Source organism: Pseudoalteromonas sp. SWXJ133, from assembly GCF_015864365.1.
Lineage (GTDB): Bacteria > Pseudomonadota > Gammaproteobacteria > Enterobacterales > Alteromonadaceae > Pseudoalteromonas > Pseudoalteromonas arctica.
Genome location: NZ_JADYXJ010000001.1, coordinates 178,475 through 193,827, shown reverse-complemented (window position 1 = coordinate 193,827; position 15,353 = coordinate 178,475). Strand labels below are relative to the sequence as shown.

Annotated in this window: 11 protein-coding genes; 6 read left to right on the top strand and 5 right to left on the bottom strand. The window is 40.0% G+C overall.

Annotation, left to right across the window (positions count from 1 at the left end; translation table 11 throughout):
- Positions 1 to 223: 223 nt before the first annotated feature.
- Positions 224 to 1,243, bottom strand: coding sequence for a LacI family DNA-binding transcriptional regulator (locus tag I6F40_RS00770; RefSeq protein ID WP_165735095.1), 1,020 nt, complete (start codon positions 1,241 to 1,243; stop codon positions 224 to 226).
- Between the two features lie 291 nt (positions 1,244 to 1,534).
- On the opposite strand from I6F40_RS00770, the gene glk reads away from it, so the two are divergent.
- The 6 genes from glk (at position 1,535) to I6F40_RS00740 (ending at position 8,769) form a co-directional block, all read left to right on the top strand.
- Positions 1,535 to 2,527 (top strand): glucokinase, encoded by a 993-nt coding sequence (gene glk / locus I6F40_RS00765; protein ID WP_197192361.1) that lies wholly within the window; start codon positions 1,535 to 1,537, stop codon positions 2,525 to 2,527.
- Between the two features lie 36 nt (positions 2,528 to 2,563).
- Positions 2,564 to 3,577 carry a LacI family DNA-binding transcriptional regulator gene (locus I6F40_RS00760; protein ID WP_165740595.1) on the top strand — a complete coding sequence of 338 codons (1,014 nt, stop codon included), beginning with the start codon at positions 2,564 to 2,566 and terminating at the stop codon, positions 3,575 to 3,577.
- A gap of 336 nt (positions 3,578 to 3,913) precedes the next feature.
- Positions 3,914 to 5,764, top strand: coding sequence for a phosphogluconate dehydratase (gene edd / locus I6F40_RS00755; RefSeq protein WP_007582619.1), 1,851 nt, complete (start codon positions 3,914 to 3,916; stop codon positions 5,762 to 5,764).
- 33 nt (positions 5,765 to 5,797) lie between these two features.
- Positions 5,798 to 6,418 (top strand): bifunctional 4-hydroxy-2-oxoglutarate aldolase/2-dehydro-3-deoxy-phosphogluconate aldolase, encoded by a 621-nt coding sequence (eda, locus tag I6F40_RS00750; RefSeq protein ID WP_002959756.1) that lies wholly within the window; start codon positions 5,798 to 5,800, stop codon positions 6,416 to 6,418.
- 9 nt (positions 6,419 to 6,427) lie between these two features.
- The gene (gap, locus tag I6F40_RS00745; protein ID WP_007582622.1) at positions 6,428 to 7,432 is read left to right on the top strand and encodes a type I glyceraldehyde-3-phosphate dehydrogenase; all 1,005 of its coding nucleotides are present in this window, start codon (positions 6,428 to 6,430) and stop codon (positions 7,430 to 7,432) included.
- 212 nt (positions 7,433 to 7,644) lie between these two features.
- Complete coding sequence (locus I6F40_RS00740; RefSeq protein ID WP_197192360.1) at positions 7,645 to 8,769, top strand: sterol desaturase family protein; 1,125 nt, start codon at positions 7,645 to 7,647, stop codon at positions 8,767 to 8,769.
- Positions 8,770 to 8,842: 73 nt separating this feature from the next.
- Here I6F40_RS00740 and I6F40_RS00735 read toward each other — a convergent pair whose 3' ends face one another.
- The 4 genes from I6F40_RS00735 to I6F40_RS00720 form a co-directional block, all read right to left on the bottom strand.
- Positions 8,843 to 10,135 (bottom strand): leucine-rich repeat-containing protein kinase family protein, encoded by a 1,293-nt coding sequence (locus tag I6F40_RS00735; RefSeq protein WP_197192359.1) that lies wholly within the window; start codon positions 10,133 to 10,135, stop codon positions 8,843 to 8,845.
- A gap of 79 nt (positions 10,136 to 10,214) precedes the next feature.
- Complete coding sequence (locus tag I6F40_RS00730; RefSeq protein WP_010555049.1) at positions 10,215 to 10,928, bottom strand: YebC/PmpR family DNA-binding transcriptional regulator; 714 nt, start codon at positions 10,926 to 10,928, stop codon at positions 10,215 to 10,217.
- A 258-nt stretch (positions 10,929 to 11,186) separates the two neighbouring features.
- Positions 11,187 to 13,265: a M13 family metallopeptidase gene (locus tag I6F40_RS00725; RefSeq protein WP_197192358.1), complete on the bottom strand. Its 2,079-nt coding sequence runs from the start codon at positions 13,263 to 13,265 to the stop codon at positions 11,187 to 11,189.
- A 240-nt stretch (positions 13,266 to 13,505) separates the two neighbouring features.
- Positions 13,506 to 15,284 carry an ABCB family ABC transporter ATP-binding protein/permease gene (locus I6F40_RS00720; RefSeq protein ID WP_197192357.1) on the bottom strand — a complete coding sequence of 593 codons (1,779 nt, stop codon included), beginning with the start codon at positions 15,282 to 15,284 and terminating at the stop codon, positions 13,506 to 13,508.
- Positions 15,285 to 15,353 lie beyond the last annotated feature (69 nt).

Below are 15,353 nucleotides of genomic sequence, written 5' to 3'. Positions count from 1 at the left end.
CTATTTTGAGGCAGGAAAAACGTGTTGTTAGCTAGGCAAAAAATTCGCTATTTAGTTGTTCTAAATAAGGATTTTTTAACGCAGTTAGCGACACGTTTAGCCCCGCAAAATGATTAAGTATTATTGCGGATTGGTATAAAATGCTGTAGTTATTAAAAAAAGGCTTCTAAATAAATTTAGAAGCCTTTTTATTATGTTGAAGTCTTATTAGGATATTTGATTTTTAACTGCTACTTTTTCGAGAAATTAATACAGGTGGAAGTAAGGTACTTTGCACTTCTTCACCACGTATCAGTTTTAATAAGTTCTCTACAAGCATTTGCCCAGCAACAGTGGTGTTTTGCTCTATCGTCGTCAGCGGTGGATTTACATAACTAGCAATGGCTATATTATCAAAGCCGACTACCGCAACATCTTTTGGCACGTTAATATTTGCTTCTTTAAGTGCACGTATAGCCCCAATAGCAATTAAGTCACTTGCAGCAAATAATGCGTTAAATTTAATATTATTAGCGATAAGAGAACGAGTGGCGTGATACCCCGATTCTTCAGTAGATATAGCATTAGCCATCTTACGTTCGTTTATTTTTACGTTGTTAGCTAATAGCTCATCTTTAAAACCCTGAAAGCGACTAAAGAATTCAGGGCTATGATCAGATGCATCACCAATAAAAGCGCAATCAGTTCTGCTGTGAGCAATAAAGTGCTCAGCGGCGAGCTTACCGCCACCGTAGTTATCACAACAAACAGTTAAATCTGGGCGATTATCTACCGTTGCCCCCCAACAAACAAACTTAGTGTTTTGTTCAAGTAAGGTATTAAATTTTGGTTGGTAATCAATGTAATCGCCATAACCGAGTAAAATAATACCATCGGCTCTGTGACTGTCTTCATAGTCTGCTTGCCAATCAGCACTGGCCGATTGAAATGATACTAATAAATCGTAACCTTCTTTAGCGCAAGCACGGGTAATGCTGCCAAGCATGGCTAAAAAGAAAGGATTAATTTGTGACTCATCAGAAGTAGGGTCTTCGAAAAGAAGTAATGCAAGTGTGCTGCTTTGTTGTGTACGCAAGTTGCTGGCATTTTTATCAACTTTATAATTAAGCTTTTTAGCTATATCGAAAACACGCTTACGTGTTTCTTCATTAACAAGATGGCTGTTACGTAAAGCGCGAGATACAGTTGATTGAGATACCCCTGCATAGTGGGCAATATCAAATGAGGTGGCTTTACCTTTCATTGTTACAACTTAATTAATTTGATAAATAATTGTGTCATTTTCGTTTATTAATGAATAATTTCAAGCTTTTTGTGAATTAACGTATATTTTTATTGATAAACGGCTGACACCGGTGTCATAATATAAATGTTTTATCATTTTGTTGTCAAAACGTATTCGCTGTTTATATATTTTATAGGCAGCATTTTTTACTGTGATAGCTACTTTGAGGTGATAGCTCAAAGTATAAATAACAATGGTATACCATTGTAAAATAATAAGCACGAGTCGCTTAACAAAAGAGATAATACTATGAGCCTAAACTCTTCTGCCCAATTTGATCCCATCCTAGTTGCTGATGTTGGCGGCACCAATGCCCGCTTTGCTTTAATAACTGCTTTTAATGAACATACTAACCAATTTGTAATAGAGCACATTAATATTTTTCCTAGTGCTAATTTTGGTTCACTTGAAAGTGCGCTTGAGCAATATTTACAAACAGTCTCGCATATTACACCTAAACGCGCATGTTTAGCCGTTGCAGGTCCAATAAAAGCTGGGCAGGTACATTTAACCAATTTAGGTTGGCATTTTAGTGTTAGTGAATTTAAAACTCATTTTGATTTACAGCAACTAGAGGTCATTAACGATTTTGCTGCCTTTGCATATGCGGCTCCTTACTTAGATCCTAAACAAAATGTCATTGTTAAATCAGGTCAAGCTGATGATAATGCTAATATTGGTGTTATAGGTCCCGGTACTGGTTTTGGTGCGGCGTGCTTAGTTAGAACGTCGCAATCTACCGCTGTTTTAAGTTCAGAAGGGGGGCATATATCGCTAGCACCTGTTAATGAACTCGATACTTTACTATTAAATGAATTACGTAAAGATCACCCCCACGTTTCTATCGAAACTGTATTTTCAGGACCTGGCATAACGCATTTATACAAAGCGATGTCTGCGGTTAAAGGTGTAACAGCTAAAAACTTAGATGCAGCGCAAATTAGTAGCCTAGCAAATAGCGGTGAATGTGATGTGTGTGATGCAACGCTTAATCAATTTTGTGATTGGATCGGCAGTGTAGCTGGCGATTTAGCCGTTGTTTACGGCGCTTTAGGCGGACTATTTATTGGCGGTGGAATACTGCCTCGTATGCAAGCAAGACTTTTAGAAAGTCGTTTTGTTGAACGATTTTCACAAAAGGGTATTATGTCGCAATACGCAGGGCAAATTCCTGTAATACTTGTAACACAAGATAATATTCCACTAATTGGTGCCGCAGCGTGTTTGCACAACAGCAAATAAGGAGCTTTCCTTGTTCGCATTTGGAAAAATAGAGTGATGAAAAAAGTAACAATAAACAGTGTGGCAAGTCATGCTGGTGTTTCTAAAAAAACCGTATCACGCGTTTTAAATAACGAGCCTAATGTTAGTGCTGCAACCCGAGAAAAGGTGCTTGCGGTATTTAAAGAACTCGATTACACCCCAAATCCAATTGCACGAGGCCTTGCACAAAATCGTAGCTTTATTATTGGTTGTCTTTACGATAATCCCAGTAAAAGTTATATCACTCGGGTGCAGACGGGCGCTTTAGAAGCGTGTAAAGAAAATAACTATAACTTATTGATACACCCTTGTGAGTTTCGTGGTGAAGCCCTTATAAATAATATTGAGCAATTACTACAGACTTCTCGATTAGATGGCATTGTATTAACACCTCCTTTTGGTGATTTTGCCGAGCTGGTTTCATTTTTAAAATCTAAAAAAATCCCTTACGCAAGAGTTGCATCGGCTTTACTTCAAGATGACTCAATTTCTGTGCGGAGCAACGATGAGCAAGGCGCATTTGAAATTACCGAGCATTTAATTAGTCTTGGTCATAAATCAATTGCGTTTATTAAAGGGCACCCGGATCATAGTGCCACGCAACAACGCTTTAAAGGCTACAGGCGTTCACTTGCAAGTCATGGAATAGAGTTTGACGAGCGCTTAGTAGAAGAGGGTAACTTTAGTTATCACTCAGGCGTCGACAGCGCACGTAGTATTTTAGATTTATCACCTAGGCCAACCGCTGTATTTGCATCAAACGATTACATGGCGGCAGCTGTATTAAAATTAGCTACCCAGCGCCAACTTAAAGTACCTGATGATATTTCTATTGCGGGCTTTGATAACGCACCTATTGCGCGTCATATTTGGCCTGGTTTAACGACTATTGCACAACCGGTTGAAGAAATGACAAAACAAGCTGTAACACAGCTTATATCTCATATAGCTCAGCCTCAAGAACAGCCATACCAGGTAACGCTTGAGTCGCGCTTAATTACACGTGAGTCAACCTCTGCGATAAAATAGTGAGTTAAAGACATTTTCACAGTAGCCCGAATATGAGTGACGCTTATTCGGGCTTTTTTTTGCTCTGAACTTGCTAAAATATACTTTGTGCCTAAAAATGAATTAGGTCATTATTCGGACATGTTAAAATATTAAACTATTTTTGTTACCCGGGGTTGACACCGGTGTCATTGCTATGCGTTAATACAGTGACACCGGTGTCAGGGTTGTTGTGAGAGGCTCCCTGGTAGCGTACCTTTGAACGGGTAAATCAAAGATGCTCAGTACAGTTATTTACGTGGAGTCTGTAGTTGCTACTGAGCCTTTATCCTCTAACTAATAGAGATGAGTTAAATTATGTTACATCCTCGTATTCAAGAAGTTACCCAGCGCGTTATCGAACGCAGTAAAAATACCCGTCAAGATTATTTAGAACGTATTTCGCACGCAAAAAAACAAACAAGAGTTCGTGCCGGTTTAGGTTGCGGAAATATAGCCCATGTTATGGCTGCATGTAGCAGTGATGACAAAGCGCGCTTAAAGGCTGATGAGCAGCCAAATCTTGCTATTATCAACTCATATAATGATATGTTATCGGCTCATGTGCCATACAAAGATTACCCAGATTTAATTAAAGACATTGCTACTAAATACGATGCTACAGCACAAGTTGCTGGTGGCGTTCCTGCAATGTGTGATGGTGTTACGCAAGGGCGTGACGGCATGGAACTTTCGCTTTTTTCTCGTGATGTAATTGCTATGTCTACGGCAATATCGCTTTCACACGATGTGTTTGATGGCGTTTTTTGTTTAGGCGTTTGCGACAAAATCGTCCCGGGTTTATTAATTGGTGCATTGTCGTTTGGTCATTTACCTGTGTTCTTTTTACCAGCAGGTCCAATGCAATCAGGTATTCCTAATAAAGAAAAAGCACGTATTCGTCAAAAATTTGCACAAGGTCTAGTAAGTCGCGAAGACTTATTAGAGGCTGAAAGCGCGTCTTACCACAGCGCAGGTACTTGTACGTTCTACGGTACTGCAAACTCAAACCAAATGTTAATGGAAATAATGGGCTTACACCTTCCAGGTAGTTCGTTTATTAATCCTTACACTGAGCTTCGCGATGGTCTTACAGGTAATGCTGTAGAAACTATGCTTAAGCAGCTTACAGATGATAAAGAAAGCCCGTGTTTAGCCGATGTGATCAGCGAAAAAACGATTATAAACGGTTTAGTAGGCCTGCTTTCTACAGGTGGTTCTACTAACCATGCTATTCATATTGTTGCGATAGCAAAAGCTGCCGGCATTCAGGTTACGTGGAAAGATATGTCTGATTTATCAGAAGTTGTACCACTACTTACACGTATTTACCCTAACGGCTCTGCAGATGTAAACCACTTCCAAGCAGCTGGCGGTATGGGTTTCTTAATGCGAGAGCTAGCAAGCGCTGGTTACTTACACACAGACGTTAAAACAATGCTAGGCGATGGTTTAGCACCTTACATGACAGAGCCTCGTTTGGATAAAGACGATAGCCTGATCATGAGCAACTCAACCGGCCCAACTAAAGTTAAATGGGTAGATTGCCCAGCAAACTCACACGATGAAGAAGTACTTCGCCCAGTGAGTAACCCTTTTAGTAAGCAAGGTGGTCTGCAACTTCTAACGGGTAACTTAGGTAAAGCTGTTATTAAAGTGTCAGCTGTTGCTATCGAACATCAGGTTGTTACTGCTCCTGCAAAAGTGTTTAGCTCACAAAGTGCTCTGCAAGATGCATACACGCGTGGCGAATTAAACCAAGACTTTATTGCCGTGCTAAAAGAGCAAGGCCCTAAAGCGAAAGGTATGCCAGAGCTACATAAATTAACGCCAGTAATGGCAACGCTTCAAGATGAAGGCTTTAAAGTAGCCATTGTTACTGACGGTCGTATGTCGGGTGCATCAGGTAAAGTACCAGCTGCTATTCACTTAGCACCAGAGGCAGTAGAAGGCGGCATTATTGCTAAAATCCGAGAAGGTGATTTAGTGACACTTGATGCGCCAAACGGAATATTAAAAGTACACGTTAGCGACGAAGAACTTGCTAAACGTGAAGCAGAACTTAGCCTGCCAAGTGCAACATTTGGTACAGGTCGCGAATTATTTACTGGATTTAGAAATATCGTAAGCAGTGCCGATTTAGGCGCGAGTGCTTTTGGACTTGAATAAATATTAGCCATACTGGGTAATGAGGAACAAGTAATGAGTATTGAAAAAATCTTAGCATCGGCACCCGTAGTGCCAGTGGTTGTAATCGAAAAATTAGAAGATGCAGCACCACTTGCAAGAGCGTTATATAACGGTGGCTTAAAAGCCTTAGAAATAACACTACGTACACCTATTGCTGCAGAAGCTGTAAAGCTGATGAAAGCAGAAGTACCTGAAGCCTATGTAGGTACTGGTACGGTAGTAGATAAAGCAAGTTTTGATCTTTCGGTTGCCGCAGGTGCAGATTTTATGGTGAGTCCAGGTGTGAGCGATGAGCTTATTGCTTTGGCTAAAACATCAGATATACCATTTTTACCAGGCGCTGCAACTGCAAGTGAAGTTATGCAACTTGCGTCGCATGGTTTTAAGTATTTAAAATTCTTTCCTGCAGAAGCAGCAGGCGGAACAGCAATGCTTAAATCAATCGGTGGCCCATTACCACATATTACTTTTTGCCCAACTGGCGGCATTAGCCTAGCAACTGCACCGAACTATTTAGCGCTTAACAACGTTATTTGTGTGGGTGGTACGTGGATGCTAGATAAACAACTAATTGAAAATAAAGACTGGCAAGCAATTGAAGCGCTTGCTCGCCAAGCAAGTGAACTTAAATAGGAGTCTAAAATGATTAATGTAGCAATTAACGGTTACGGCCGTATCGGTAGAAATGTTTTACGTGCACTTTATGAGTCAGCTCAAAACAGCGAAATTAAAATTGTAGCAATTAACGATTTAGCACCTGCTAACGTTAATGCACATTTAACGCAGTATGACTCAGTTCATGGTCAATTTTCTAAAAAAGTAACACTTGAAAATAACACCATGTTAATTGACGATGACGTAATTACGTTAACGCAAGAACGCGACCCTGCAAATTTACCGTGGAAAGCATTAAACGTAGATATCGTTTTAGAATGTACTGGTTTTTTCACTAAACGTGATGATGCTGCTAAGCACATTACAGCGGGTGCTAAAAAAGTAATCGTTTCTGCTCCAGGTAAAGATATGGATGCAACAGTGGTTCATGGTGTAAACAGCGATGTAATTAACGCTGATAGCCAAATCATCTCAAATGCATCGTGTACTACTAACTGTTTAGCACCACTTGCAAAAGCAATTAACGACACCGTAGGTATTGAAAAGGGGAGTATGACAACGATTCATTCTTATACGAATGATCAAAACTTATCTGACGTATACCACCCAGATCTATACCGTGCTCGTAGTGCGACTCAATCTATGATCCCAACTAAAACAGGTGCTGCGGCAGCTGTTGGTTTAGTATTACCAGAACTTGCAGGTAAATTAGACGGTATGTCGGTACGTGTGCCAACAATCAACGTATCTTTAGTTGATTTTACGTTTATTACTAAGCGCGATACGACTGCAGAAGAAATCAATGCAATCATGAAAGAAGCATCAACGGGTTCAATGAAAGATATTTTACAATATAATGAGCTTCCGCTTGTTTCTATCGACTTTAACCATAACCCAGCGTCATCTATCTTTGATGCGACGCAAACTAAAGCCGATGGCAATCTAGTTAAAGTAATGGCTTGGTACGACAACGAATGGGGTTTCTCAAACCGCATGTTAGACCAAGTTAAAGCATTAGGTGCGTTTTTATAATACAGCCCTAATGATGTAAAGTTTTAGCTTTATCCAACCAAGCCACGCATTGCGTGGCTTTTTTGCGTTTGGTTTATCTGTATATTTGCAACTCAGACTATGGAGGGAACTATTTGTATTTTTTATACCCTAAATTTTGTTAATATGTGGGTGTGTAAATCAATGGAATTTCGTTGTATTTAATCAACTCAACGAAGCAAGGAATAATAAAAATGATCAGAGCTTTATCACGAAAGGTATTTCGCACAAATCATCTTCAGATAGGTGAGGGCAACATAAGTGGCTACATAGCCTGCTTTTTAGCAATACTGAGTTGCTTAGGCGTATTAGCGTTTCACTTTCCTGAATACTTAACCACACCAGAACTACGCAAAAGCTACAGTGTCGACTTTTTACGTCAGCTTATGTTTGCATCATTATTGGTCTCGGGCAGTTTAGGGCTACTTAACTTTGTACGTAATACCAATAAGCGTTTAGGGGCTACAGCGTGGTTTTTTATTGTTCTGGCAATTATGTTTGGCGGACCAAACGTTGAGGTAAATGAGTTTGCTAGCGACACACCTTACATAGGGCTAGATTGGTTTATTTTAGATTTACTCGGCTCAACACTCATATTTATTGTTATTGAAAAGCTGCTACCCCATCGAAAAGAGCAAAAAATATTACGTAGCGAATGGCGAGGCGATTTAAACCACTTTTTCGTAAACCATTTAATTATTGGTTTTGTGTTACTCGTTACTAACCACTTTGTGCATTATGGTTTTGGCTGGGCTGTATCATCTACAGTACAAGGTTATATAGAGCAAACACCATTTGTAGTGCAGTTGTTTTTAATAATACTCGTGGCTGATTTAATGCAGTATTGGGTGCATCGTGCTTATCACGAAGTCCCTTTACTATGGCGCTTTCATGGCGTACATCACAGTGCTAAAGAAATGGATTGGTTAGCGGGCTCTCGCCAGCATATTTTTGAAATACTCGTAACGCGCAGTTTAGTGCTCACGCCCATATTTGTACTTGGATTTTCACAGCAAATAATTAGTTTATACGTAATAATTGTGGGTTTACAGGCTGTGTTTAACCATGCAAATGTGCGTGTGAAATTTGGTTGGCTAAAATATTTTATGGTTACACCGCAGTTTCACCATTGGCATCATGCGTCAGATAAAGCCGCAATTGACCGCAATTACGCTGCGCATTTTTCGTTTTTAGACTACGCATTTGGTACTGCTGTTAAAGGCCAAAAAGAGTGGCCAGAAGCGTATGGTGTAGTCGGGGATTACATGCCGGTAGGTATGCTTAAACAACAGGTTTACCCGTTTAAGCGCACTAAATGAGCTCGATTAATTCAATAAACATAAACTAAAAAAGTAGCAACGTGCTACGCGTTGCTCTTTTTTATGACTCTACTTAATTATATATTTGCTCTTCTAATAACTCAGTAAGTGTAGGTCTTTGATTTAATGAAGGTTGCATAGCATATTTTGCCATATCGGACATTTTAACAAATAGCTCACTTTGCCTATCATCACCGGTTACCGTGCCTAATAAGTCTTCAATTAAACAGCCCAAAGCTCTTACTTCTATCAACTCTAGTTGCTTTTGCTGATACTCACTTAGCATCGTTAAATTAGTTGCAGCACCAAAATCACCAAACAGAACGTCATGGTTTTGGTTAACCATAGTGTTATGCGCATAAATGTCGCCGTGACTTACTTTACGAACATGTAAGTGATGCAGTGTATTTACCATTTGCTGTGCAATTTTTAAAATAGCGTGAGTTGAGTAATGGCAATCATTGTTAAAGGTATCACGCGTACAGGTTTCAAGGCTTGGAGGCAAACCTAAATTAGCGAAGCTTTTATCTATTAGCTCCATCACTAAACCTAACTGATCACTTTGTTCAATGTAGGCAAGTACTTTAATTAAATTAGCGTGATCGCCTGCTTGTAAGCAGCAATTCACTTCATCAAGCGGGTAGCCGTCGCTGGTAATTGCACCTTTAAATAATTTAATCGCTACAGCGCTATCAGCAGCTTGCGCTAAATGAATAACGCCCGATGCACCTTGGCCAATAACATGACTAAGCGTGTAATCGTCAAGAGGCTTATTTTCTAAGCTGCACTTTGTAAGGCACTGGGCTTTATTAAAATCGTTACCGGCAAACGCAAGCCAAGTAAGTTTAGGCAGTTCAAACAGCCAGTCGTCTACGTGTGTTAAGTTATTAGCAGAGAGCCTAACAAGCTCGAGGTTTTTACACTGCGCCATGCTACTTGGCAGTTGCTTAAGTTGATTGCCCGCAAGCGCGAGCTTTTTAAGTTGGGTAAATTGGCCAAAACTTTGCGGTAGCTCAGTAATATTATTATCGGTGAGGATGAGCCATTCAATATTTTTTGGTAAACAATAATCACTAAACTCAGTTATTTTACAGCCTTTAAATGCAACCATTATCAGAGCAGGGCATTTAGCTAAAACCGCAGGAATATGCTTAAACTGATTAAACGATAAAAATACACGCTTAAGGTGTGTTAAACAGGCAAATTCATCAGGCAGTGTTGATAAGTTATTATTTGATAAATCGAGTACTTCAAGCGTGTCAGCTAAGCTAAAAATCTCTTCAGGGAATATTGTTAGCTCTTCTACTAATTGCAGGCGAGTAGCACCAACAAGTTTGCCACTTTTAAGCTCTGTAAGATTATTCATATATTTATACCACGTTCTAAAAATGAAAAAGCCAACATAGCTGTTGGCTTAAAGTCGTTCTAACTTACTAAATCGCTCTTTAGAATTGCGCGTTATGGTAAACGTTTTGTACGTCATCGCAATCTTCTAACATTGCTAAAAAGCGTTCCATAACTTCAACGTCTTCGCCCTCAATCGGCGTTTCAATTTGTGGCACAAAGCTAATTAGGTCTTCGTCAAATTCAGTCACGCCCATTTCTTCAAGCGCTGTACGTGTGTTGTTGTACTCTGTGTGAGGAGCAAAAACAGTGACTTTACCGTCATCAACTTCTACGTCAGTTACATCAACATCAGCCATCATTAGTGCTTCAAGTACTGCTTCGTCGTCATCACCGTCAAATACAAAAATAGCAAGGTGATCAAATAAATGTGAAACAGAGTTTTGAGCGCCAATCTTAGCATTTGCTTTGGTAAAACAAACACGTACATCAGCAAAGGTACGCTTGTTGTTGTCTGTTAAACAGTCAACAATAATCATACAGTTACCAGGGCCGTAACCTTCGTAACGTGTTGCTGAGTAGTCTTCGCCGCCGCCACCTTTTGCTTTGTCGATTGCGCGGTCAATAACGTGTGCTGGTACTTGGTCTTTTTTTGCGCGTTCAATTAAACGACGTAATGATAAGTTACCATCTGGATCTACACCGCCGTTTTTAGCACAAATATAAATTTCTTTGCCGTACTTAGAATAAACTTTAGTTTTAGCACCCGCAGTCTTAGCCATTGAATCTTTTTTGTTTTGGTAAGCTCTTCCCATCTGCGTTTCGCCTTAATATATGTAAATAATAGAATAAAATTATAATGCGTATTCTAAAGGTAAATGCATTCAAGGGCTAGTAAGTATTAAAGCCGATTAAAACTGTAGCGTTTAAAGTCCATCTAAAGTGCATTTTAGTGAGGGGATTATCGAGGGATTTAGACGTTGGAATTATATCTATTATTGTAAATTTAACTCAATAAAAAAGGCAACTTGTATAACAGGTTGCCTTACTAAGTAATAAAAAGTAAGTATTACTTACCAAATACGTACACGTTCATCTTCAGGAAGGTATAACGCATCGCCTGGTTTTACATCAAACGCTTTGTACCATGCATCGTGGTTACGTGGCGCTTGTGCTCTAAAGCGACCTGGGGCATGTGTGCCACCACGCAGTTGGTTAAGCATGCTTTGCTCAGTACGTTTTTCTTTCCATACTTGTGCCCACGCAAGGAAGAAACGTTGATCGCCAGTCACGCCGTCTATTAAAGGCGCTTCTTTACCATTTAAACTTAGCTTGTACGCGTGATAAGCCATCGACAAACCACCCACATCACCAATATTTTCGCCAAGGCTATTTCGACCATTAACAAAATTACCTTCAATTGGCTCGTATTTACTGTACTGCGCAGCCAGTTGATCGGCTTTTTTGTCAAATGCAGCGCGGTCAGCATCAGTCCACCAATTACGTTGCACACCGTTTTCGTCAGATTTTGAACCTTGATCGTCAAATCCATGACCCATTTCGTGACCAATTACAGCGCCAATACCGCCATAGTTTACAGCCGGATCGGCATTTGGATCGAAAAATGGCGGTTGTAATATCGCAGCCGGAAATACAATTTCATTAAACGAGCTATTGTAGTAAGCGTTTACGCGTTGTGGCGTCATGCCCCAGCGATTTCGGTCTGTTTTTTGTAGCTCTTTTTCAACACTTTCTGCGTGGAAAAACTCACGCATGTTTTTCACATTACCAATTAAATCGTTTTTAGTAATGCTTAAACCGTCATAAGACTGCCATACATCGGGGTAACCAATTTTTGGTACAAATGCAGCCAGTTTAGCGCGCGCATTTACTTTAGTTGCATCGCCCATCCACTCTAGGTTATCAATACGTTCACCAAGGGCTGTACGAAGGTTTTCAACTAGCTCTGACATTTGTTGTTTTGATGACTCAGGGAAGTAACGCGCTACGTATATTTTACCAATAGCAAAACCAAGCGAACTTGTGCCCGACATTTCACTTATTGCACGTTTCCATCGAGGACGAGGTTCTTGTTGTCCGTTTAATTCTTTACCAAAAAAAGCAAAATTAGTATTAAATACGTCTTCTGATAGTAAACCTGCGTTACCGCTAATAGCGTGATACGTTAGGTAGTCTTTCCATACTGCAATATCTTCTTGATTGATTAGCTCAATCATCGCTTTTATTGGTTCAGGCTGAGATACATTTAACTGAGGTACTTTATAACCTGTTTGCGCAAAATATAAATCCCAGTTAAAACCAGGATAAGCAGTGCTTAAATCGGCACGTTCAACTTGGTTTAGGGTTAAATCGCGATTACGGCGCTTTTCGCGAGGCCAGTGACCTTGTGCAATTTTGGTTTCAAGATCAAGAATAGCTTGAGCGCGCTCAGTTGCATTTTCAGTGCCTGCAAACTCAAGCATGTCAGCAATGTGAGCAACATAAGCTGTACGGGTTTTTACAAAGCGCTCAGCGTCTTCAAGGTAGTAAGAGCGATCTGGTAGGCCTAACCCACCCGCACCTAGTGACATTTCATATTTGTTAGGGTCTAGGCGATTAAACCACATGCCGCCGCCCAAAGGGGCTTTATTACCGGTTAACCAAGACTTACCAAACATTTCAGCTAAATCGTCAGTTGACGCTATATCACTAATTTCACTTAACAATGGCTTAATAGGCGCTACACCGAGTTTATTAAGTGTTTCGGTATCCATATACGCATTGTAAAAATCAGCGACTAGTTTTTCTTCGGCGTTTAAATCTTTACGTGCGGCTATTTCTTCAATAATAGCTTTAACATCGCCTTCGCTGCGCTCAGCTAATCCTGAAAATGCACCGTAGCGGGTTTTATCTGCAGGCATTACGTAGTTGTTATACCACGTGCCACTGGCATACATAAAAAAGTCATCGCCTGGTTTCACGGCTTCGTTACGGGCTGTTAGGTCAACACCAAAACTACCTAACTCTGCTTTTTCTGTTACTGCTGCAGTGGCTACTTTAGGTTGTTGCTCGTCTGTTTTTGTTGTTTGCGGCTCTGAACAACCGGTAATAAATGTGGCAGCTAATGCTGCGGCAATTAAACTCTTTTTCATTACTTACTCCTGAGTATCACTGATTGAATTAAAGCAGCAGTGAATCATTTTTATTGTTACGAATATTTAACTTATCGATTGTTATTGATATTAATCAGACAAACAAACCTTTTGAGGTGAATCACCACAGTGCTCGATAAAACTAATATAGAGGAAAAGAGAAAGGCTAATAGGTGCTATAAAAGCTTTATTTAGCTCGAATACTTGAAAGTATCCGAGCTAAGAGGGGTTACACACTATTTATTTTTTATGCTGAAGCTCCCACATACGGGCATATTCTCCGGCGAGTGTAAGTAACTCATCGTGCTTACCTTGCTCAATAATTTGTCCGGCTTTGAGCACAATAATGGTGTTTGCATCGGTAATAGTGGATAACCGATGAGCAATAACAATACTCGTATGGTTACTGGCAACTTCACGCATTGCTGCGAGTATTGCTTGCTCAGAATGAGAATCGAGGGCTGAAGTTGCTTCATCAAAAATTAAAATAGGGGATTTTTTCAAAATGGCGCGCGCAATAGCAATACGCTGTTTTTCGCCGCCGGATACTTTTAAACCGCGCTCGCCAACCAGCGTTTTATCGCCTTTATCAAGTGTCGCTATAAAGTCTTTTAAATGCGCCATAGCAATGGCTTCGTCAATTTCTGCATCGCTTGCTGATGGTCTACCGTAAGCGATATTTTCACGAATCGTGGTGTTAAACAACACGGTATCTTGCGGGACTATTGCAATGGCTTTTCGTAAACTATTAAGTGTTACTGAGTTTATAGCTTGATTATCAATACTAATTTCACCAGCGCTTACATCATAAAAACGATAAAGCAGTCGCGCTAATGAACTTTTACCTGCACCACTGGCACCAACAATGGCTACTTTGCTGCCAGCTTTAACACTAAAGCTAAGGTTATTAAGGATCGGGCGGTGCGCATCGTAACTAAAACTTACATTGTTAAATGTTATTTCACCTTGGCTAATATTGAGCTCTTTAGCATTAAGTGCATCGGTTATTTGTGGTTTTTTGTTAAGTAGCCCAAGCATGTTTTCAAGGTCGGTTAGGGCGCGTCTTATTTCGCGGTACACAAAACCTAAAAAGTTAAGTGGTAAAAACAATTGAATCATATACGCGTTAATCATCACAAGTTCACCAATAGAGAGTGTACCTGCAACTACCTCGGTTGAGCCCAACCACATTAAAGCGGTAATAGCACAAGCGATAATAAGTGTTTGGCCTGAGTTGAGGGCGAGCAGCGACATTCTATTTTTTAAACGGGCTTTTTCCCAGTTTGCTAAAAAGGTGTCGTACGTTTTTGCTTCAAACTGCTCATTATTAAAATATTTTACAGTTTCATAATTAAGTAGGCTGTCTATGGCGCGGGTATTACTTTGATTGTCGGCAGCATTTGCTTCTCTAATAAAGCGGTTTCTCCACTGAGTAACCACCACAGTAAAGGTAATATAAATAGCAACTGCCAATAATGTAATAAGCGCAAACCAAACAGAAAACAACGTGCCAAAAATAATCGCAACGGTAAGTATTTCAAACAAAGTAGGCACAATGTTAAACATTAAAAAGCGCATTAAAAAACTTAACCCGCTAGTACCGCGTTCTATATCGCGGCTAATACCGCCAGTTTGCCTGTCTAAATGAAAAGCCAGCTCAAGTGAGTGCAAATGCTTAAATACCTTTAAACCAATATCACGCATAGCGTGCTCGGTTACGCGCGAAAATACAGCATCTCTTATTTCACCTAAAAATACGCTAGCAAAACGCAGTGCACCGTACATCAATAACAATAAAGCGGGAATAACTAACAGTGGGTTAATCGACTTATCTACCGAGTCTATAATTTCTTTAAGCGCCCAAGGCATTAAAAGCGTGGCACCTTTTGCGCCTATAAGCGCCATAAGTGCAATGAAAACACGGCCTTTAAATTTTGTAAGGTAGGGCCACAGTGTTTTTACACTTTGGCGTAAATTCATGGCGTCTGGTCGTTTTTCACTGCTTTGTCTGGGCCGCATTCAGTATCTCAGAGTTGGTATATGGGTAAATAAACTAACTTATAAGCTAACAAGCTCAGTAAATTGAAA

Bases quoted from the DNA above. Each gene is read 5' to 3' on its own strand.
- I6F40_RS00770 (WP_165735095.1), bottom strand. From the start codon at position 1,243: ATGAAAGGTAAAGCCACCTCATTTGATATTGCCCACTATGCAGGGGTA.
- glk (WP_197192361.1), top strand. From the start codon at position 1,535: ATGAGCCTAAACTCTTCTGCCCAATTTGATCCCATCCTAGTTGCTGAT.
- I6F40_RS00760 (WP_165740595.1), top strand. From the start codon at position 2,564: ATGAAAAAAGTAACAATAAACAGTGTGGCAAGTCATGCTGGTGTTTCT.
- edd (WP_007582619.1), top strand. From the start codon at position 3,914: ATGTTACATCCTCGTATTCAAGAAGTTACCCAGCGCGTTATCGAACGC.
- eda (WP_002959756.1), top strand. From the start codon at position 5,798: ATGAGTATTGAAAAAATCTTAGCATCGGCACCCGTAGTGCCAGTGGTT.
- gap (WP_007582622.1), top strand. From the start codon at position 6,428: ATGATTAATGTAGCAATTAACGGTTACGGCCGTATCGGTAGAAATGTT.
- I6F40_RS00740 (WP_197192360.1), top strand. From the start codon at position 7,645: ATGATCAGAGCTTTATCACGAAAGGTATTTCGCACAAATCATCTTCAG.
- I6F40_RS00735 (WP_197192359.1), bottom strand. From the start codon at position 10,135: ATGAATAATCTTACAGAGCTTAAAAGTGGCAAACTTGTTGGTGCTACT.
- I6F40_RS00730 (WP_010555049.1), bottom strand. From the start codon at position 10,928: ATGGGAAGAGCTTACCAAAACAAAAAAGATTCAATGGCTAAGACTGCG.
- I6F40_RS00725 (WP_197192358.1), bottom strand. From the start codon at position 13,265: ATGAAAAAGAGTTTAATTGCCGCAGCATTAGCTGCCACATTTATTACC.
- I6F40_RS00720 (WP_197192357.1), bottom strand. From the start codon at position 15,284: ATGCGGCCCAGACAAAGCAGTGAAAAACGACCAGACGCCATGAATTTA.